Source organism: Mesorhizobium sp. P170090, from assembly GCF_057786115.1.
Window position 1 is genome coordinate 1,267,125 of the sequence record NZ_JBYNWH010000001.1, and the last position, 20,209, is coordinate 1,287,333.

A 20,209-nucleotide genomic window follows, 5' to 3' on the forward strand; every position below is an offset into this window, starting at 1 on the left:
TGAACCACTGTGGCCCTCTCAGACGCCATAGCGCTCGGTGCGGATGATTTCCGCTGGTATGCCGGCGTCGATCAGCGCCCGGGCAGCCGCCGAGACGAAGGTGTTCGACCCGCAGACGAAGGCGAGCGCCGGCGGCCGCGGCAGCCGCGTGAGCGCCTGCATGACCATTGCCGTGTCGATGCGCCTCGAATAGTCGGACGGGCGCCGTGCCGCCTCGCGTGTCAGCGTCAGCACCAGCTCGAACCCGTCGCGGCCGTCGCCGAGGCCGATCAGCTCGTCGCGGAAGATCACCTCGTCCCAGACCCGCACCGAAAACATCAGCGCCACCGGCACCGCCGATTTGCGCAAGGTTCTATGCCGCACCATCGCCATCAGCGGCACCACGCCGGAGCCGCCGCCGACCAGAAGCAGCGGCCCGCCATCCCCATCGGACCAGACGAAATGGCCGCCGAGCGGCCCGCGCAGTTCGATCTCGTCACCGACAGCGGCGATGTCGTGGAAGAAGGGCGAGACTTCACCATCGTCGAGCTTCTCGATCACCAGCTCGATCGTGGCGCCGCTCTCCGGCGCCGAGGCGATGGAATAGGAGCGGCGCGCCTGGTAGCCGTCAGGCGCAGTCAGCCTGACATCGACATGCTGTCCGGCGCGATAGGCGAATGGCCGTGACAGCGCGAAGAAGAAACTAGCAACGCGTGGCGTCCGCTTTTCGATCCGGGTGATTTTCGCCGTCTGCCAGGGAGATTGCGGCGCTTCGCTCATGGATCGCCGCTATAGCGCTGCTCGCGCCACGGGTCGCCATAAATGTGATAGCCGCGCAATTCCCAGAAGCCCGGCTCGTCGCGCTCGGTGAACTGCAGCCCGTTCAGCCATTTGGCCGATTTCCAGAAGTAGAGATGCGGCACCAGGAGCCGCGCCGGGCCGCCATGGTCGGCCGTGATCGGCTTGCCTTCATAAAGCAGCGCCACCATCGCCTTCCCCTCGGTGAGATCCTTGGCCGGCACGTTGGCGGTATAGCCGTCATAGCCATGCGCCAGCAGGAAGCCGGTCGGCGCTTCGATGCCGGCATCGGCAAGGATATCGTCGACCAGCACGCCTTGCCAGGCGGTATCGAACTTGGTCCAGGCGGTAACGCAATGGATGTCGCGCGTCATCTTGGTCAAGGGCAGCGCGTTGAACTCGGCCCAGTTCCACTTCTTGATCGGGCGTGGCCCGTGCTTGAGCGTGAACGACCAGTCCTCGGTGCGCACGCGCGGCGTCGGCCCCGCCGACAGCACCGGAAAGCCCTGTTCGAGATACTGACCGGGCGGAATGCGCGCATCGGTCTCCGTCGGAGGCTTTCGACCGGAGGAAAAACCGCGAGTGACCATTTGACTGTCCGTTTTTAGCAGGCCATTGCCGGCCTGCCGTAATGTTCTCGAAGATGTCGCGGCGGGCAATAGGAATTTCGGCGGCCGTGCGGCAGGCCTGTCGGTGGTCCGGCGAGCCTGCCATGATGTCTCAACCGGCGGCGAAGGATACGGCGACGAAGATTTGCGCGTCGCCGCGATCGATCAAAAGCAGCACCGACTTCCGGCCCGATCTGCCGGCCTCGGCGATCGCCTGGTTGGCTTGCCGCGCATTCCGCACCGGCGACTGGTCGACGGCGACGATGACGCCGCCCGGCTGCAGGCCCGCATTGGCGGCTGCCTTGTCCGGATTGACGCGCTCGACCACGGCGCCACGCTGGTTCCGATCACAATGTCGTCAGCGGCCTTCGGTGCGCCTGAGATAGGTTGTGGCGATCTCGCGCATCCGGTTGCCGTCGAAGCTCGGCCCATGGCCGCCATGGCCGAGACGGACAGGCAGATCGAGGAGCCGCTGCATGGTACGGCGATAATCAGGCCGGGAGGAATCCGGCAGGTCGTCGATCAGCATGGAATCGTAGATGGCGTCGCCGGCAAAGAACAACCCGTCCGTCTCTTCGAACAAAGCGATCGAATCCGGCGAATGTCCGGGCAGATGCAGGACGCGGAACTGCCGGTCGCCGAGGTCGACGACGTCGCCCTCGTCCAGCGTGCGCGTCAGCGGCGCCGGCGGGATCTTGTAGTCGGCCGCCGTCCAGCCCGGCGTCGGCAATTTCGAAACGGCGCCGTCGAGATTACAAAACATGTAGGCGTAGGTCACTGCCTCGTTCATGGTCTCGAAATGCTCGGCACTGTGCCGCGGCCCGGCGCGCAGCGGAAACTCGTGCAGCGAGCCGACATGGTCGAGATGGATGTGGGTGGCGACAACGATGAGCGGCTTGCCCTCGGGCGTGTCGATTTCAGGCGCCAGCGGGCAGATGCCCATGCCGGTGTCGACCAGCAGGTCGGCGTCGCGTCCCCTGAAATGCCAGATGTTGGCGCGCACGAAATCATGCACGAACGGCTCGGTCAGCATCGTCGTGCGGTCGTCGATGATCGTCTTGCCGAACCAGTCGCCGACAACGCGCTCGCCACCAAAACGGGTGCCGCCAAAACGGCCGCCCATCAGACGAAGGGCTTTCCCACCTTGTATTTTTCCGGCACCAGCCGCTTCAGGTAAGCCATGCCCGCTTCCGACAGCTGGTTGACATCGGGCTTCATGAAATCGTCGGGCATATGGCGCGTCTTGCCGGCGACGTTCTTCAGCGGCACCTTCTTCAGCACGGTTTTCGTGCCGTCATATTGCAGCGCCACCGAGCCACCGCCTTCGCCGGCAACGGCAACCGCGAAGGCGCCGGCGTCGAAAGCCTCCCGCGCGTCGACGGCGCTGATCGCGCCGACATAGCCGCGCGGCATGTAGCCAAGCGCATCGACGCGGGCGCGCTTGCCCGGCAGGCCTTCGGCGAGCGCACGTTCCAGAGCTGACGGCAGGTCGCTGCCCGACAGTTTGACGTTGCCATGCGCGTCGCGCTCGAGCTTGTCCGGCGGCACCAGGCTTTCGACCAGCGCCTTGCCGTCGGCGGTGCTGACTCCTTCGGAGACGGCGACGATGCAACGCTTGTGGCGGTCGAGCGTGGCGCGCACGTCGTCGATGAAACCGGCGGCGGAGAACGGCCGTTCCGGCACGTAGACCAGATGCGGGCCGCTGTCGGGATCGAGCTGCCAGGCTGCAGCCGCCGCGGTGAGGAAGCCGGCATGCCGACCCATTACGATGCCGACATAGATGCCGGGCAATGCGCGGAAATCGAGATCGACGGACAGGAAGGCGCCGGCGACGAATTCGGCCGCCGAGATGAAGCCCGGCGTGTGGTCGTTTTCCTCGAGGTCGTTGTCGATGGTTTTTGGCGCATGGACGAAAGCAATGCTGCCGCCGGCGGCGTCGGTCAGAATCCGCTGCGTGCCCGACGTGTCGTTGCCACCGATGTAGATGAAAGCGTCGGCGCCGGCCTTCTTCAACCCGTTGAGGATGACTTCGCAATAGGCAGCGTCGGGCTTGTCGCGTGTCGAGCCGAGCGCGGCACTCGGCGTGCCGGCGATCAGCCGCAGCCGGTCCTCTGGGATGGCGGAGAGGTCGACATAGTTGCCGTCACGAATGCCGCGCACGCCGTGGAGCGAGCCCAGCACCTTGGCGCCGGGATGGCGCTTGCGGACTTCCAGCGTGGCCCCGACAACCGTCTGGTTGATGACGGCGGTCGGGCCGCCGCCCTGTGCGATGACAAACGTTCCAGCCATGCTCGATCTCTCCCGGCGCTGTGGTTTTCAAGGCACCTTGGCCTAGCTTGCCGCATCGCGCAACGGGAGTTTCCAGCGGCGCCAAACCGCCGCACAGGATCAGACGACCACGACCGGGTTCTTCTTGGAAACGCGGCTGTAGAGGTCGATGATATCCTGGTTGATCAGGCGCACGCAGCCCGACGACATCGCCTGGCCAATGCTCGCCCATTCCGGCGAACCGTGTATGCGGTAGCCGGTGTCCTTGCCGTCCTGGTAGATGTAGAGGGCGCGTGCGCCGAGCGGGTTGGTGAGGCCACCGGGCTGGCCGTTTTGCCATTTCACCAGTTCCGGCTTGCGCTGGATCATCTCCGGCGGCGGCGTCCAGGTCGGCCATTCCTTGCCGTACTGGATGTTGGCGCGGCCGGACCAGCGGAAGCCGTCCTTGCCGATGCCGACGCCGTAGCGGATGGCGTCGCCGCCCTCCTGCACCAGATAGAGCTTTCGCTCCTGCAGATGCACGACAATGGTGCCGGGCGCCTCGCCGGTCTCGTTGACGACGATCTGGCGGCGGAACTCCGGCTTGACCTTCTGATAGGGCACCGCCGGCACTTCGAAGCCGCCATCGTTGAGCGAGGCGTACATGACATCGGGGCCGGTGACGTTCTTGTCGACGCTGATCGCCGGACGGATCGGCCGCACCGAGCCGGTGACCGTGTCATCCAGCTGGAATTGCGGCAGCTCGAGCGTCGAAGTGCTGCAGCCGGCCATGCCGAGCAGCGTCATGGCGCCGGCCCCTGACAGGACGAAGCGGCGGGAATAGAGATGTTCGGTCTCGTTTGCGTCGCCATTTGCTGGCGGCGTCACATTCTGCGGCAACTCACGCATGCACCCAAACCCTACGCTGTCGGCGGGAAACACGGTCCGGCCGGATGGCAGGCAGTTTCGCCAAACATGGTTGAAAAAGGGTGAAGGCCCAACGACCGGTCTTAAGCCTGTGCCGCCAATAGCCGCAGCGATCTGGCGAAATGGTCCGCCGTGCATTTTTGGGAGAGGGCTCTTTACATTCCTCCGCACACGAGGATTTATCCTTTTCTTTGCGCTCAAGGAGACAAAGATGTCGTTCGAAAACTGGGCCGCCTTCGCCGCCGCCTCCACCGTCCTGCTCATCATTCCCGGCCCGACCATTCTTCTGGTCGTGTCCTATGCGCTGGGCCAGGGCTGGCGCACCGCCTTGCCGATGGCCGTCGGCGTGGCGCTGGGCGACTTCACCGCCATGACCCTGTCGATGCTGGGCATCGGCGCGCTGCTGGCCGCGTCGGCGACCGTGTTCACCATTCTGAAGCTGATCGGCGCCTGCTATCTGATCTATCTCGGGGTAAAACTGTTTCGCGCCGGCGGCGCGCTCAAAGCCGAACCACGCACAGATGCCGTCTCGGCCGCCAAGATGATGGCGCACGCCTGGCTGGTCACCGCACTCAACCCGAAGAGCATCACCTTCTTTGTCGCCTTCCTGCCGCAGTTCCTCAATCGGGAAGCCGATTTCTGGACACAGATGCTGATCTTCGAAACGACCTTCCTGGCGCTCGCCTTCGCCAATGCCTTCGGCTACGCGCTGATTGCGGCGCGCGCCCGCAACGTCGTACGCAACCCCAAGGCGATCCGCATCTTCAACCGCACCGGCGGCACGCTGCTGGTCGGCGCCGGGATCGCCACGGTGGCGATGCGCTCGGGCCATTAGGAACTGCGGAGCATCAGGGCCGATATGGCAGTAAGAGATCCATTCGGCCTAATGTTTTCGGGCGCGACCGAGGCCGGGTTTTCACCCTACAACCAGGCCGTTCATGAATTGCAATGCTTCGTCGGCGACCCGGTCGGCTCCGTTGACCGCGCCATATCGGCAGATCCCGGTTTCGTTATGGCGCATGTCTTCAAGGGGTATTTGTTCGGCCTCGCCACCGAACGCGAGGCAATGGCGGTCACCCAGGCATGCCATGCTGCGGCACTGCCGCTTGCCGCGACGCCGCGCGAACAGGCGCATGTGGCGGCCCTTGGCCACCTTGCCGAGGGACGCTGGCATGACGCCGCGCGCCTGCTCGAAGATATCGCCATCGACAACCCGCTCGACGCGGTGGCGTTGCAGGTCGGCCACCAGATCGACTTCTTCACCGGCAATGCCCGCATGCTGCGCGACCGTATCAGCCGCGCGCTGCCGTCCTGGCAGAGCGGCATGCCAGGTTACCACGCCATTCTCGGTATGCAGGCCTTCGGTCTCGAGGAGATGGGCGACTATATCAGAGCCGAAAGTTTCGGCCGACAGGCGATCGAGATCGAGCCGCGAGACGGCTGGGCGCAGCATGCGGTCGCCCATGTCATGGAGATGCAGAGCCGGCAACGCGACGGCATCGCCTGGATGCGCGCCAACCCCGAGGCGTGGACCAAAGAAAGCTTCCTGCAGGTGCATAATTGGTGGCATCTGGCGCTGTTCCACTACGATCTCGGCGAGATCGACGAGGTGCTCAAGCTCTATGACGGGCCGATCTATGGCGAGCGTTCGACGCTGGCGCTGAACATGGTCGACGCCTCTGCGATCCTGTGGCGGCTTTATCTCGGCGGTGTCGATGTCGGCGACCGCTGGGCAGCGCTCGCTGCCAACTGGGCGCCCAAGGCTGGAGCCGGCAATTACGCCTTCAACGATGCGCATGCGATGATGGCATTCGTCGGCGCCGGTCTCGAAGCGCCGGTCAAGATCTTGCTCGAAGCCCAGCATGAGGCGATGCGCGCCAGCGACGACAACGCCGCCTTCACCCGGGATGTCGGCCAGCCACTGACGGAAGGCATCAAGGCATTCGGCGAGGGCAATTACAGCGAAGCGGTGCGCCTGATTCGACCGATCCGCGCCATTGCCCATCGCTTTGGCGGCAGCCACGCCCAGCGCGATGTGATTGATCTCTCGTTGATCGAGGCGGCGTTGCGCGCCGGCGACACAGCGCTTGCCCGGGCGTTGACGGCCGAGCGCGCACTGGCCCGGCCGGACAGTCCGCTGTCGGCGCTGTTTTCGCAACGCGCCGCCAATTTGTCAGAGAATTGACCCGCGGCGGATCTTGTTTTAAAAACTGGCAAGCCAGATTTTTTCGAGACCCGAAAAAATTAATGGCAATGGGAGGAATGCATGTATCTCGGCCTCGATCTCGGCACGTCGGGCGTCAAGGCGCTGTTGATCGATGCCGGGCAGAAGATCATCGGCTCCGGCCATGCTTCGCTTGACGTATCGCGGCCGCATCCCGGCTGGTCCGAACAAAACCCCACGGACTGGATCCGCGCCTGCGAGACGGCCATTGCCGAGCTGAAAGCCTCGCACCCGAAAGAGCTTGCCGCGGTCAAGGGCATCGGCCTTTCCGGCCATATGCATGGCGCCACCTTGCTCGATGCCGGCGACCAGGTGCTGCGCCCCTGCATTCTGTGGAATGATACGCGCAGCCACGCTGAGGCCGCGGCGCTCGATGCCGACCCGCGCTTTCGCCAACTCACCGGGAATATCGTCTTCCCCGGCTTCACGGCGCCGAAACTCGCCTGGGTGAAGAACAATGAGCCCTCCGTCTTCGCCAAAGTGGCGAAGGTGCTTTTGCCGAAGGATTTCCTGCGGCTGTGGCTGACCGGCGAGCATATCTCAGAAATGTCCGACTCGGCCGGCACCTCCTGGCTCGATGTCGGCAAACGGCGCTGGTCCCCCGAGTTGCTTGCGGCGACATCGCTCGACGAAAGGCAGATGCCGTCGCTGGTCGAAGGCACGGAGAAGGCCGGAGCCTTGCGCGCCGAACTGGCCGCCAGCTGGGGCATAGCATCGGGCACCCCGGTTGCCGGCGGCGCCGGCGACAATGCTGCTTCGGCCTGCGGCATGGGCACGGTCGGCGCCGGCCACGCTTTTGTGTCGCTGGGCACATCTGGCGTGCTGTTTGCCGCCAACGCGTCCTATCTGCCCAATCCGGCCAGCGCGGTGCACACCTTCTGCCATGCCCTGCCCAACACCTGGCACCAGATGGGGGTCATCCTGTCTGCGACCAATTCGCTGAACTGGCTGTCGGAGATTTCAGGCAAGAAGGCCGGCGAATTGACCGCCGAACTTGGCGATGTGCTGAAAGCGCCGAGCGGGGTGTCGTTCCTGCCCTATCTCTCGGGCGAGCGCACGCCGCATAATGATTCCGCCGTTCGTGGGTCCTTCACCGGACTGGCGCATGAGTCGAGCCGCGCGGTGCTGACGCAAGCCGTGCTCGAGGGCGTTGCCTTCGCATTCCGGGACAGTCTCGAAGCCCTGAAGACCGCCGGCACGGATTTGACCCGGGTAACCGCGATCGGCGGCGGCTCGCGCTCGCGCTACTGGCTGAAGGCGATCGCTACGGCGCTGCAGGTGCCCGTGGACATTCCGGCCGACGGCGATTTCGGTGCTGCCTTTGGCGCGGCGAGGCTTGGTCTGATCGCTGCAATCGGAGCCGATCCGCTGGCGGTGTGTACGGCGCCGAGGACGGATGCGACGATCGAACCGGATGTCCCGCTTGGCGGGGCGTATGCCGATGCCTATCAGCGCTACCGGGCGCTGTATCCGGCGATCAAGGGCGCCATGGCGTGAGTGAGCGCGAGGCACCCCCCTCTGCCCTGCCGGGCATCTCCCCCGCAAGGGGGGAGATCGGCAGCGTCGGCGGGTATGCCAGTCTTGTAAGGTGGGTGATTAGCGAAGGCGTGGATGCCAGCCAATCTCCCCCCTTGCGGGGGAGATGCCCGGCAGGGCAGAGGGGGGTGTCTCGCGCCACCCTTAATCGATCACTGCGCCGGCACCTTGTCCAGAAACCCGGTGACGCTCTTCAGGCGCCCATTTTCGATAACACCGATATCGGTGCCTTCGATAACCGACGGCACGCCTTCCGGCCCAAGATTCCACGAGAAGCGGATGCGGTCGCCAAACCCGTCCGGCGTACCCTTCAGCGAGAACCGGAAGCCGGCGAAGCGCTGCTGTACACCGTCGATCAGCTTGGCTACGCCGGCATGGCCGTCGCCTTGCATCAGCGGATCGCGGTAGCTGACGTCTTCCGTGAAGGTGGCCTTGAGCAGTTCGGCGCGGCGATCCGCATCGGCCTCGTTCCAGGCGGTGATGTAGTTCTGGGCGATCGTGTTGAGGTCGGTCATGGTCTGTCTCCTTCGTTGAGTGGCTTTGACACGAGCCTTTTCACCCCGAGCGAGAGCGAAACCAATTACGCCTGAGGTAATCAGGGCGAACTATTCGAGAGAGGACAGAAATCATGAGCAGCGGATTTTTCGGCGACATCAAAGCGATCAAGTATGAGGGGCCGGATTCGACCAATCCGCTGGCCTACCGCTTCTACAATCCCGACGAGGTGGTGGCCGGCAAACGGCTGGAAGACCATCTGCGCTTCGCCGTCGCCTACTGGCATTCTTTCGCCTGGCCGGGCGGCGATCCCTTTGGCGGCCAGACCTTCGACCGGCCCTGGTTTCCCAAGGCTGGCGGCGTCGACACGATGGAAATGGCCAAGCTGAAAGCCGACGTCGCCTTCGAGATGTTCTCGCTGCTCGGCGCGCCCTATTTCTGCTTCCACGACGCCGACGTGCGGCCGGAAGGCAAGGATTTCTCCGAAAGTGCCGCGCGGCTCGACGAGATCGCCGACTATTTTGCCGCCAAGATGAAGAAGACCGGCGTCAAACTGCTCTGGGGCACGGCCAACCTGTTCTCCAACCGCCGCTTCATGTCGGGCGCCGCCACCAATCCCGATCCGGATGTCTTCGCCTATGCGGCGGCGACGGTGAAAAGCTGCATCGACGTCACGAAGCGGCTGAAGGGCGAGAATTATGTACTGTGGGGCGGGCGCGAGGGCTATGAAACGCTGCTCAACACTGATCTTGCTCGCGAGCAGGAGCAGGCCGGGCGCTTCCTCAGTCTCGTCGTCGACTACAAGCACAAGATCGGCTTCAAAGGCACGATCCTGATCGAGCCGAAGCCGCAGGAGCCGACCAAGCATCAGTACGACTACGACGTTGCCACGGTCTACGGTTTCCTCAAGCGCTTCGGGCTGGAGAAGGAAGTGAAGCTGAACATCGAGCAGGGCCACGCGATTCTTGCCGGCCATTCCTTTGAGCACGAGCTGGCGCTGGCCAATGCGCTCGGCGTCTTCGGCTCGATCGACATGAACCGCAACGACTACCAGTCGGGCTGGGACACCGACCAGTTCCCCAACAATGTGCCGGAGATGGCGCTGGCCTATTACCAGGTGTTGCAGGCCGGCGGCTTCAAGACCGGCGGCACCAATTTCGACGCCAAGCTGCGCCGCCAGTCGCTCGACCCGCAGGACCTGCTGATCGGCCATATCGGCGGCATGGATTCCTGCGCACGAGGTCTCAAGGCAGCCGCCAAGATGGTCGAGGACAAGGCGCTGTCGGGTCCGCTGGCCGAGCGCTATGCCGGTTGGAACACGGCCGAGGGCAAGGCGATGCTGTCGGGCAAGCGCTCGCTGGAAGACATCGCCGAGCGCGTGGTGAAGAAGAAGATCGAGCCGCAGCCACGCTCCGGCCGCCAGGAGTTGCTGGAAAACATCGTCAACCGCTACGTCTGAGGGCGGAAAGCCAATTCGTTGTGCTCAAGGGTGGCTGGATAACATTCCGGCCGCCCCGGAATGGGGTTTGCGCAAGACCCTATCCGACGACAAGGGTTTGCCCTTTGGCGCCCCTCAATGACCTCGCTCTTGCCTTCAAACTGCCGTCACGTATCTCGTATAAGGATGCGGTTGTGGCGGGTGAAAAGGAAGGAGGCGAACCGATATGCAGCATGAACGCGAAATCGACGCCCTGCTCTCATCCGGCGAGACCGGATCGATCATCGACCGGCTGATGGCGCTGCCGCGGCCGACCGACAGCGTGAAAAACGAATGGGATCGTGCTGTCAGCAGCCGATTTGAAGTCCGTCTGGCGAGGCAGATGCGCTCGCAGATGGACGCCGGCAGCGATCGACAGAACGCAGCCTGATCTCCCTTTGTCCGTGCATGTCGTAATCCCAAAACCGCGACACACTTTTGGGCGACATGCATCAACCTCGGCGCAGCCTGACCGGGGCTTCGCCGAACGCTCTTGAAAACGCTCTGGAAAATGCCGCGGCGGACGAGAACCCCGTCCGCCCGGCAATATCCGCCATGGCGATCCGCGTGTCGACCACCAGCCGCCGCGCCGCGCCCAGCCGCAGCCTGAGATAATATGCGCCCGGCGTCTCGCCGATCGACTTGCGAAAAATGCTCTCCAATGTCCGCGCCGTCACCCCGGCGCGTTTTGCCACCGCGTCGATGGTCAGCGGCTGGTCGACATGCGATTCCATCAGCCGGATAGCCTGCGCCAGACGCGGGTCGTAGCCGTCGAGCCGGCCGAGCGAGACCAGCGGCTGCGCGTCGGTCGCGGCGCGCGCCTGGTCGTAGATGAAGACGCTGGCGACATCGAGCGCGACGGCCATGCCGAGCCGGGTGCGGATCAGATGCAGCATCAGGTCGAAGGTCGGCGACGCCCCGCCCGAGGTGAACACCGGTCCGTCGATGACGTAGCGGTCCGGACGCACGTCGACGCCGGGAAAGGCGGAGGAAAAATCCTCCATGTCTTCCCAATGGGTGGTGGCGCTGCGGCCTTCGAGGAGGCCGGCGCGCGCCACCAGCCATGTGCCGGCCTCGACGCCGCCGCAGGCGCGAGCCGCGCGGGCCGCTCGCCGTAATCCGGAAAGCAGAGCCGATGTCGCGTAATTCTGGGTGCCGAAGCCGGCGACGACGACAAGCACGTCGGTCGGCTCGGCCGCATCGAAGCGGCCCCTGACCGCCACCGGCAGGCCGCATGTGGTGACCGGCGCCTCGCCGGTGACCGAGACCAGTTTGAAATCGAACAGCGTCTCGCCTGAGATGCGGTTGGCGGCGCGCAGCGGGTCGACGGTCGACGCCACGCACATGATGGACGAGCCTGAAAACACCAGCAGCGTCACCTTGAGCGGCGATCGCTCAGCGCGAAAGATGGTCGGTTTTTCGCTTTTGATCACGAGAGCTTCGTAAATTGCAAAACAGTTTCCGGCAAGTCGGTCATTGTTAGGGTCTGTTTCTATGGGGAGGAGATGTCCATGCCGCTCGCGATGAACCGTGAGGTTTTCATTACCTGTGCCGTGACCGGGTCCGGCGGCTCGCAGGACCGCTCCCCGCATGTGCCACGCTCGCCCAAGCAGATCGCCGATTCGGCGATCGATGCGGCCAAGGCCGGTGCCGCCATCGTCCACTGCCATGTCCGCGACCCCGAGACCGGCAAGCCGCGCCGCGATGTCCATCTCTACCGCGAAGTGACGGACCGCATCCGCGCGGCAGAAGTCGATGTGATCCTGAACCTGACCGCCGGGATGGGCGGCGACATGGTGTTCGGCTCACCGGAAGCGCCGCTGCCGCTCAATGAAAAAGGCACCGACATGGGCGGCGCCACCAACCGCATGGAACATGTGCGCCAGTGCCTGCCGGAAATCTGCACGCTGGATTGCGGCACCATGAACTTCGCCGAGGCCGATTATGTCATGACCAACACGCCCGGCATGCTGCGCGCAATGGGCGGCATGATGACGGCGCTCGGCGTCAAGCCGGAGATCGAAGCCTTCGATACCGGCCACCTCTGGTTCGCCAAGCAGCTGGTCGAAGAAAAGGTCTTGAATCCCGACGCGCTGGTGCAGCTCTGCATGGGTGTGCCGTGGGGGGCGCCGGACGACCTCAACACCTTCATGGCCATGGTTAACAACGTGCCGTCGACCTGGAACTGGTCGGCCTTCGCCATCGGCCGCAACCAGATGGCCTATGCAGCCGCTGCAGTGCTCGCCGGCGGCAATGTCCGCGTCGGTCTCGAAGACAATCTCTGGCTCGACAAGGGCGTGCTGGCCACCAATGCGCAGCTGGTCGAGCGCGCCGCCAGCATCGTCACCAATCTCGGCGCCAGGATTTTGGGGCCGGAGGAAGTGCGCAGGAAGCTCAACCTCACCAAGCGGGCGCCGATCGCAGCGGCTGCTTAAGACGGGAGCGGATCATGGCTACCGTCAAATTCACTGCGATGAAGGATGGCGACAGGCAAGACTACGAGTTCCTGACCGCCCATGAGATCGACTATGCCGCCAGGACCGGCGAGCGGCTGCTCGACGCACTGGTGCAACTCGACGAAGGCCTGTCGGGCTACAAGATCACCAGGCTCGGCCATTCGCTGCAGGCGGCGACGCGGGCCTGGCGTGACGGCGCCGACACCGACTGGATCGCCTGCGCGCTGCTGCACGACATCGGCGACATCTACGCTCCCTACAATCACGACGAATACGCCGCCTCGATCCTGAAACCTTTCGTGCGCGAGCAATGCACCTGGGTGGTGGGAAAGCATGGCGACTTCCAGCGGCTCTATTACGCGCATCATCTCGGCGGCAACCGCCATGCTCGCGACCGCTTCGCCGGCCATGCCTATTTCGACGATTGCGACCAGTTTTGCGAACGCTGGGACCAGTCGAGCTTCGACCCGGACTACGACACGCTGCCGATCGCATTCTTCCGCCAGTTCGTGCTCGAAGTCTTCGCCCGCAAGGCCTACGACCCCTCCGTGATCCGCGTCGGCGAGCGCGTGCCTCTCATCGACCCCGAAACCGCCAAGACAAGAACCGGAGCCTGACCATGAGCATCATCAACAAGGCAGCCGCCATTGGCGGCGGTGTCATCGGCGCCGGTTGGGTGGCGCGGTTGCTGCTCAACGGCATCGATGTGTCGATCTTCGATCCGGACCCGGAAGCGTCGCGCAAGGTCTCGGAAGTGATGAAGGGCGCGCGCCGCGCCTACAAGCAGATGGTTCCCGGCGGCCTGCCCAGGGAAGGCAGACTGACCTTTGCCAAGACCATCGCCGAGGCGGTGGCGGACGCCGATTTCATCCAGGAGAGCGTGCCGGAGCGGCTCGACCTGAAACACCGCGTGCTGGCCGAGATCGATCTCTACGCGCCGGCCAACGCCATCGTCGGCTCGTCTACCTCCGGCATCAAGCCGACCGACATGCAGGTGGCGATGAAGAAGCATCCGGAGCGGCTGGTTGTCGGACATCCCTTCAACCCGGTCTACCTGCTGCCGCTGGTCGAGATCGTCGGCGGCGAGCAGACGTTCCCCGAAGCGATCGAGGTTGCCAAGGAAATCTATGCCTCGATCGGCATGAAGCCGGTGGTGATCCGCAAGGAGATCGAGGCCTTTGTCGGCGACCGCCTGCTCGAAGCGGCCTGGCGCGAGGCGCTGTGGCTGATCAAGGACGGCATCTGCACGGTCGAGGAACTCGACGACATCATGCGCTATGGCTTCGGCCTGCGCTGGGCGCAGATGGGCATGTTCCAGGTCTACCGCGTCGCCGGCGGCGAGGCCGGCATGCGCCACTTCATGGCGCAGTTCGGGCCGTGCCTGAAATGGCCGTGGACCAAGCTGATGGACGTGCCGGAGTTCAACGACGAGCTGGTCGATCTGATCGCCACCCAGTCGGACGACCAGGCGCACGGCCTGTCGATCCGTGAGCTGGAAAGGATCCGCGACGACAATCTGGTCGCGATCATGGATGCTCTGTCGAAACAGAACAAAGGCAAGGGCTGGGGCGCCGGCACCTTGCACAAGGACTATACCAAGCAGCTGGCCAAGCTGGCGGCGAAGAAGCCGGCCGCTTCCAAGGCCGCAGAGAAGGCCAAGGCATCGAAGCCGGTGAAGAAGGCGGAAAAGCCGAAGAAAAAGAAGAAAGGCTGAGGCCATGGATTTCGGTCTTTCGGAGGAACAGAAGCTCATCGTCGAGACGACGCGCGCGTTCGTCGAGAATGAGCTTTACCCGCATGAACGCGAGGTCGAGCGTACCGGCGTGCTGCGCCGCGAGTTGATCGAGGAGATCAAGGTCAAGGCAATCGAAGCCGGGCTCTATGCGGCCAACATGCCGGCCGATGTCGGTGGCGCCGGCCTCGATACGGTGACTTGGCTGCTCTACGAGAAGGAACTCGGCCGCGCCAACTATGCGCTGCACTGGACCTGCGTCGCGCGCCCCTCCAACATCCTGCTCGCCGGCACGCCCGAGCAGCGCGAAAAGTACCTGTTCCCGTGCATCCGCGGCGAGAAGTGGGACTGCCTGGCGATGACCGAGCCCGGCGCCGGCTCCGACCTGCGAGGCATGAAGGCGACCGCGGTGCAGGACGGCCACGACTGGGTCCTTAACGGCACCAAGCATTTCATCTCCCATGCCGATCTTGCCGATTTCGCGATTTGTTTCATGGCTTCGGGGGAGGAAGAAACGCCGCGCGGCAAGCGCAAGAAGATCACCGCCTTCTTCGTCGACAAGGGCACCAAGGGGTTCACCGTGCGCGACGGCTACCGCAACGTCTCGCATCGCGGCTACACCAACGCCATCCTCGAATTCGACGATTGCCGCCTGCCGGCAAGCCAGGTGCTGGGTGAGGTCCACAAGGGCTTCGACGTCGCCAATTCCTGGCTCGGCGCCACGCGCCTGCAGGTCGGCGCCACCTGTCTCGGCCGCGCCGAGCGGGCGCTCGGTCATGCCATCGAATATTCCGCGCAGCGCCAGCAGTTCGGCCAGCAGATCGGCAAGTTCCAGGGCGTGTCGTTCAAACTCGCCGACATGGCGACCGAATTGAAGGCGGCGGACCTGATGGTGTTCGAAGCCGGCTGGAAGTACGATCAGGGCACCGTCACCGATCAGGACATGGCCATGGCGAAGCTGAAGGCTACCGAAATGCTCGCCTTCGTTGCCGACGAAGCCATCCAGATCCATGGTGGCATGGGGCTGATGGACGACCTGCCGTTGGAACGCATCTGGCGCGACGCCCGCGTCGAGCGCATCTGGGAAGGGACGTCGGAAATCCAGCGCCACATCATTTCGCGGGCGCTGCTGCGCCCGTTCGGGGCATAACCCATGCACAAGCTTGAGCGTCTGTTGCGCCCAAAATCCATCGCGGTGTTCGGCGGGGCCCAGGCCGCCGCCGTCGTCGCCCAATCGATCAAGATGGGCTTTGTCGGCGAAATCTGGCCGGTGCATCCGAACAAGGACGAGGTCGCCGGCCGCAAGGCCTATCGCTCGGTCGCCGAATTGCCCGGGGCGCCCGACGCCGCCTTTGTCGGCGTCAACCGGCATCTCACCATCGAGGTAATCAAGGCGCTGGCTGAGCGCGGCGCCGGCGGCGCCGTCTGTTTTGCCGCGGGCTTTCTCGAGACCGAGGCCTATGACGACGACGGCGAGCGGCTGCAGGCCGAACTGGTGGCCGCGGCCGGCCAGATGCCGATCATCGGGCCGAACTGCTACGGCCTGATCAACTATGCCGATGGCGCGCTGTTGTGGCCCGACCAGCATGGCGGCATCCGGCTGCCCGAAGGCGCCAAAGGCGTCGCCATCATCACCCAGTCCTCCAACATCGCCATCAACATGACGATGCAGAAGCGCGGCCTGCCGATCGCCTTCCTGATGACCGCCGGCAACCAGGCGCAGACCGGCCTCTCCGAAATGGCGCTTGGCCTGATCGAGGATGAGCGCGTCACCTCGCTCGGCCTGCACATCGAAGCCTTCGATTCGGTAGCCGGCTTCGAGAAGCTGGCCGCGCGCGCGCGCGAACTGAAGAAGCCGATCATCGCCATGAAGGTCGGTCGCTCCGAACAGGCGCGGCAGGCGACGGTCTCGCACACGGCATCGCTGGCCGGCTCGGACGCTGCCTCGGGCGCATTCCTGCGGCGGCTCGGAATTGCCCGCGTCGATTCCATCCCCGCTTTCATCGAGGCGCTGAAGCTGCTGCATGTCACCGGGCCGCTGCCCGGCTATCGTCTGTCGTCGATGAGCTGCTCCGGCGGCGAAGCCTCGGTCATGGCCGACAGCGCCGAAGGCCGCTGGGTCAATTTCCCGGAGCTCACCAGCAAGCACCGCGCCCATGTCAAATCGACGCTCGGGCCGCTGGTCGCGGTCGCCAACCCGTTGGACTATCACACCTTCATCTGGAACAACGAACCGGCGATGACCGCCACCTTCACCGCCATGGTGTCGGGCGGCTTCGACCTCAACATGCTGGTGCTCGATTTCCCGCGCCCCGACCGCTGCTCGGTCACCGACTGGTGGGCGACGCTGCGCGCCTTCGAATCGGCGCTGAAGACCAACAAGGCGCATGGCGCGATTGTCTCGTCGCTGCCGGAGAACCTGCCGGAGGAATACACCGCCGAGCTGATGGCGCGCGGCATGGTGCCGTTGTTCGGTATTTCCGAGGCCATGGATGCCGCAGGCGCGGCGGCCTTCATCGGCTGGGCCTGGGCCGAGCCGCAGGCGCAGCCGATCGACACGTCGGCTGCAGGTGCTGCCGGCGGCGATCATGTCACCCCTGACGAGGCCGAAGCCAAGGCGCGGCTGATCAAGGCCGGCTTGCCGGTGCCGAAGGCAGAACGTGCCGCTAACGCCGTAGAGGCGGTGATTTCGTCGATGGCGCTCGGCTTCCCGGTGGCGCTGAAGGCGCTCGGCGTCACCCATAAGTCGGAAGTCGGCGCGGTGCGGCTCAATCTGAAAGACGCCGAATCGGTCAGCACGGCGGCGCATGATCTGCTGCCGCTCGGCACCGGCCTCTATGTCGAGCGCATGGTGCGCGACGGCGTTGCCGAGTTGATCGTCGGCTTCACCCGCGATCCGATGTTCGGCGCGGTCATGACGCTGGGCACCGGAGGCGTGCTGGTCGAGCTGTTGCGCGACAGCGTCACGCTGATGCTGCCGGCGACGCGCGACGACATCGAGGCCGCCCTGCGTGGCCTCAAACTGTTTCCGCTGCTCGACGGCTATCGTGGCCGGCCCAAGGCCGATATCGGCGCTGCCATCGACGCCATCGCGGGCATTGCCGGCTTCGTGCAGACGAATGCCGGAGAGATCGAGGAACTCGACATCAATCCGCTGATCGTCTGCGCCGAGGGCAAGGGCGCCTGGATCGCCGACGCGCTGCTGGTGCTGGGAGAGAAGAAGAATGTCTGACGTCATTTCGACCCGCCGCGAGGGCACCATCCTCGAGGTCACGCTCGACCGGCCCAAGGCCAACGCCATCGACCTCAGGACCTCGCGGCTGATGGGCGAGACCTTCAAGGCGTTCCGCGACGATCCCGGATTGCGCGTCGCCATCGTCAAGACCGCCGGCGACAAGTTCTTCTGCGCCGGCTGGGATTTGAAGGCAGCCGCCGGTGGCGACGCGGTCGACGGCGACTATGGCATCGGCGGTTTTGCCGGCCTGCAGGAGCTGCGCGACATGAACAAGCCGGTCATTGCCTGCGTCAACGGCATGGCGGTGGGCGGCGGCTTCGAGCTAGCGCTGTCCTGCGACCTCATTTTCGCCTCGGATCATTCCTCCTTCGCGCTGCCCGAAATCCGCGCCGGCACGCTGGCGGATGCCGCGACGATCAAGTTGCCGAAGCGCATTCCCTATCACGTCGCCATGGACCTCTTGCTCACCGGCCGCTGGATGGATGTAGCGGAAGCGCATCGCTGGGGCCTGGTCAACGAAGTGTTGCCCAAGGAAAAGCTTGAAGACCGCGTCTGGGAGGTCGCAAGGCTACTGGCCAGCGGCCCGCCGCTGGTGTTTGCCGCGATCAAGGAGACGGCGCGGGTGGCCGAGGCGCTGACCTTCCAGGATGCCATGAACCGCGTCACGCGCCGGCAACTGGCGACGGTCGATGCGCTTTATGGCTCCGAGGACGGTATGGAAGGGTTCCGGGCGTTTGCGGAGAAGCGCGACCCGGTGTGGAAGGGGAAGTAGCCTCTTTACCCTCCCCTCGATGGGGAGGGTCGGACCGAAGGTCCGGGGTGGGGTGATGCGCCACCACCCCCACCCGCCGCTTCGCGGCGACCTCCCCCATCAAGGGGGAGGTAAAGGAGCTGCATGACCGACTACAAAACCCTCATCGATGCCGAGACCTGGGCCTTCATCGAGCGGACCAATTCCTATTACCCGCCCGATACGATCGACTACACCATCGCCCAGCAGCGTGCGATTTATGACCGGATGTGCCGCGAGTTCTTTGCCGGCTATCCCAATGGTGTGACGGCGGAAACGACTTTCATTGCCGCCCACGACATCCCGATCCGCATCTATCGCTCTGCCTCACCCAACCGGGACGCGATGGTGCTTTACATCCATGGCGGCGGCTTCATCCTCGGTGGGCTGGACAGCCATGACGATGTCTGCGCCGAGCTGTGCGCCCGGACCGGCTTCGAAGTGGTCTCCATCGGCTACCGGCTGGCGCCAGAGCATCTGCACCCTGCCGCCTTCGACGATGCGCTGCATGCCTTCGAATGGGCGGCCTCGAACTACGACTGCCCTATTTTGCTCTGCGGCGACAGCGCCGGCGGCAATCTCTGCGCGGCTGTCGCCCACGCAACGCGCAGCCATGCCAAAAAGCCGATCGGCCAGGTGCTGATCTATCCCGGCCTCGGCGGCGACCGTTCGCAAGGCTCCTATTTGACGCATGCGGAAGCGCCGATGCTGACGGTGCGCGATCTCGACTTCTACAGGGATATCCGCACCGGCGGCGTCGATGGGACCGGCGACATCACTTTGTATCCAATGGCCGACGCAGATTTTACCGGCCTGCCACCGACAGTGCTGATCACCGCTGAGTGTGACCCACTGTCGTCGGACGGCGAGGCCTATCGCGACCGCGTCCTCGCTGCCGGCGGCCATGCCACCTGGTTCGAGGAGCCGGGACTGGTGCACGGCTATCTCCGGGCCAGGCACACGGTTGGCCGGGCCCGCGCCTCCTTCAGCCGCATTGTCGAGGCGGTTTCCGTGCTGGGCAAAGGCGACTGGATCTGGTGAACGGCTCAGCCGCGGACAAAGGCGATCAGCGTCTCGGCCATGCGCTCGGGGCGCACCTTGGTGGTGCCGGGCTCGAACTCGACCATGCGGTTGTAGAGAGCGGTGGCCGAGGCGTCGCGGGATCCGGAGGCGAGTGCGGGATCGAACGTATCGGGGCTAACCTCGGTGCAGTAGACCAAGGTCTTGGCTACGGATTGATGGACCGGCAACGCACATGGAAAAAGCGCCGCCAGCAAGAGAACGAAGTGCCTGCGTGTCATGATCCCCCCAGGGTTGGGAAGACGCTAGCAGAAGCCGGCACTGACGGTAAGTAAGCCGGCCGGTCTTTCGCGCGCCAAGACTGTTTTCCACCTGAGTTGACACAAGGAATTAGCCGCGCCTCTGTGAAATGGCGGACAGACCCGGCCGCCGTTTTGCATGAACCTTTCTGCTCCAGCCGGCGACTGACGACCAGGCGCCGCATGGTGCGGGCCGGAAAGGATGCCCCATGACCAGGACCCCAGAGGCTCCACGGTCTCCGGGACCAACGCAAGCTCAGCGCGACCACCGCCTTCGGGATGGAGTCGATGCGCTGGGCTTTCGGCTGATTCCGTTGACCCTGCGCAGGAGCAGGCGTATCGTGAAGATGAGGAAAGCAGACAATTCGATCAGGGACGAACGTGCC

Annotated in this window: 20 protein-coding genes and 1 pseudogene; 12 read left to right on the top strand and 9 right to left on the bottom strand. The window is 64.5% G+C overall.

Annotated elements, in window-relative coordinates:
- Positions 1-18: 18 nt before the first annotated feature.
- The 6 genes and pseudogenes from AC3EML_RS06310 to AC3EML_RS06335 form a co-directional block, all read right to left on the bottom strand.
- Positions 19-759: an FAD-binding oxidoreductase gene (locus AC3EML_RS06310; RefSeq protein ID WP_023690265.1), complete on the bottom strand. Its 741-nt coding sequence runs from the start codon at positions 757-759 to the stop codon at positions 19-21.
- Positions 756-1,367: a molybdopterin-dependent oxidoreductase gene (locus AC3EML_RS06315; protein ID WP_023690266.1), complete on the bottom strand. Its 612-nt coding sequence runs from the start codon at positions 1,365-1,367 to the stop codon at positions 756-758. Before AC3EML_RS06315 ends, AC3EML_RS06310 begins: the two co-directional genes overlap by 4 nt.
- 130 nt (positions 1,368-1,497) lie before the next feature.
- Positions 1,498-1,716 (bottom strand): annotated as a pseudogene (locus tag AC3EML_RS06320) (PDZ domain-containing protein); the annotation flags it as partial.
- Positions 1,717-1,743: 27 nt separating this feature from the next.
- A complete protein-coding gene (locus AC3EML_RS06325; protein ID WP_050587501.1) occupies positions 1,744-2,508 on the bottom strand; it encodes an MBL fold metallo-hydrolase in 765 nt (254 codons plus the stop codon).
- Entirely contained in the window at positions 2,508-3,674 is a 1,167-nt protein-coding gene (locus AC3EML_RS06330) for a diphosphate--fructose-6-phosphate 1-phosphotransferase (RefSeq protein ID WP_352521745.1), read from the bottom strand. The genes AC3EML_RS06325 and AC3EML_RS06330 overlap by 1 nt, the downstream gene beginning before the upstream one ends.
- A gap of 99 nt (positions 3,675-3,773) precedes the next feature.
- The gene (locus tag AC3EML_RS06335) at positions 3,774-4,541 is read right to left on the bottom strand and encodes a L,D-transpeptidase (RefSeq protein ID WP_023668871.1); all 768 of its coding nucleotides are present in this window, start codon (positions 4,539-4,541) and stop codon (positions 3,774-3,776) included.
- Between the two features lie 229 nt (positions 4,542-4,770).
- Here AC3EML_RS06335 and AC3EML_RS06340 point away from each other — a divergent pair, with 229 nt between their 5' ends.
- The 3 genes from AC3EML_RS06340 to xylB all read left to right on the top strand — a co-directional run bounded on the left by AC3EML_RS06340 (position 4,771) and on the right by xylB (position 8,280).
- Positions 4,771-5,394, top strand: coding sequence for a LysE family translocator (locus AC3EML_RS06340; protein ID WP_023732596.1), 624 nt, complete (start codon positions 4,771-4,773; stop codon positions 5,392-5,394).
- Positions 5,395-5,418: 24 nt separating this feature from the next.
- The gene (locus AC3EML_RS06345; protein ID WP_023732595.1) at positions 5,419-6,744 is read left to right on the top strand and encodes a tetratricopeptide repeat protein; all 1,326 of its coding nucleotides are present in this window, start codon (positions 5,419-5,421) and stop codon (positions 6,742-6,744) included.
- 81 nt (positions 6,745-6,825) lie between these two features.
- Positions 6,826-8,280 carry a xylulokinase gene (gene xylB / locus AC3EML_RS06350; protein ID WP_488505173.1) on the top strand — a complete coding sequence of 485 codons (1,455 nt, stop codon included), beginning with the start codon at positions 6,826-6,828 and terminating at the stop codon, positions 8,278-8,280.
- Positions 8,281-8,471: 191 nt separating this feature from the next.
- Here xylB and AC3EML_RS06355 read toward each other — a convergent pair whose 3' ends face one another.
- Positions 8,472-8,834: a nuclear transport factor 2 family protein gene (locus AC3EML_RS06355; protein ID WP_352521744.1), complete on the bottom strand. Its 363-nt coding sequence runs from the start codon at positions 8,832-8,834 to the stop codon at positions 8,472-8,474.
- 113 nt (positions 8,835-8,947) lie between these two features.
- On the opposite strand from AC3EML_RS06355, the gene xylA reads away from it, so the two are divergent.
- Together xylA and AC3EML_RS06365 are read left to right on the top strand one after the other, a co-directional pair.
- Positions 8,948-10,273, top strand: coding sequence for a xylose isomerase (gene xylA, locus AC3EML_RS06360; RefSeq protein ID WP_023816371.1), 1,326 nt, complete (start codon positions 8,948-8,950; stop codon positions 10,271-10,273).
- A gap of 205 nt (positions 10,274-10,478) precedes the next feature.
- Positions 10,479-10,682: a hypothetical protein gene (locus AC3EML_RS06365; RefSeq protein WP_023668865.1), complete on the top strand. Its 204-nt coding sequence runs from the start codon at positions 10,479-10,481 to the stop codon at positions 10,680-10,682.
- Positions 10,683-10,743: 61 nt separating this feature from the next.
- Here the strand turns inward: AC3EML_RS06365 and AC3EML_RS06370 are convergent, their stop codons facing one another.
- Entirely contained in the window at positions 10,744-11,724 is a 981-nt protein-coding gene (locus AC3EML_RS06370) for a GlxA family transcriptional regulator (protein WP_023668864.1), read from the bottom strand.
- Between the two features lie 78 nt (positions 11,725-11,802).
- Here AC3EML_RS06370 and bcoG point away from each other — a divergent pair, with 78 nt between their 5' ends.
- From bcoG to AC3EML_RS06405, 7 genes are all read left to right on the top strand, one after another.
- Positions 11,803-12,726 (top strand): 3-dehydrocarnitine:acetyl-CoA trimethylamine transferase BcoG, encoded by a 924-nt coding sequence (gene bcoG, locus AC3EML_RS06375; protein WP_023668863.1) that lies wholly within the window; start codon positions 11,803-11,805, stop codon positions 12,724-12,726.
- Positions 12,727-12,740: 14 nt separating this feature from the next.
- Positions 12,741-13,364, top strand: coding sequence for an HD domain-containing protein (locus AC3EML_RS06380; RefSeq protein WP_023694248.1), 624 nt, complete (start codon positions 12,741-12,743; stop codon positions 13,362-13,364).
- Positions 13,365-13,366: 2 nt separating this feature from the next.
- The gene (locus tag AC3EML_RS06385; protein WP_352521743.1) at positions 13,367-14,461 is read left to right on the top strand and encodes a carnitine 3-dehydrogenase; all 1,095 of its coding nucleotides are present in this window, start codon (positions 13,367-13,369) and stop codon (positions 14,459-14,461) included.
- A gap of 4 nt (positions 14,462-14,465) precedes the next feature.
- Positions 14,466-15,629, top strand: a complete 1,164-nt coding sequence (locus AC3EML_RS06390; RefSeq protein WP_023694246.1) for an acyl-CoA dehydrogenase family protein — start codon at positions 14,466-14,468, stop codon at positions 15,627-15,629.
- A 3-nt stretch (positions 15,630-15,632) separates the two neighbouring features.
- Entirely contained in the window at positions 15,633-17,711 is a 2,079-nt protein-coding gene (locus tag AC3EML_RS06395) for an acetate--CoA ligase family protein (RefSeq protein WP_352521742.1), read from the top strand.
- Positions 17,704-18,486 (top strand): carnitinyl-CoA dehydratase, encoded by a 783-nt coding sequence (locus AC3EML_RS06400; RefSeq protein ID WP_352496953.1) that lies wholly within the window; start codon positions 17,704-17,706, stop codon positions 18,484-18,486. The genes AC3EML_RS06395 and AC3EML_RS06400 overlap by 8 nt, the downstream gene beginning before the upstream one ends.
- A 123-nt stretch (positions 18,487-18,609) precedes the next feature.
- Complete coding sequence (locus AC3EML_RS06405) at positions 18,610-19,545, top strand: alpha/beta hydrolase (protein ID WP_352496952.1); 936 nt, start codon at positions 18,610-18,612, stop codon at positions 19,543-19,545.
- Between the two features lie 5 nt (positions 19,546-19,550).
- Here AC3EML_RS06405 and AC3EML_RS06410 read toward each other — a convergent pair whose 3' ends face one another.
- Entirely contained in the window at positions 19,551-19,805 is a 255-nt protein-coding gene (locus AC3EML_RS06410) for a hypothetical protein (protein WP_352496951.1), read from the bottom strand.
- Between the last annotated feature and the right edge of the window lie 404 nt (positions 19,806-20,209).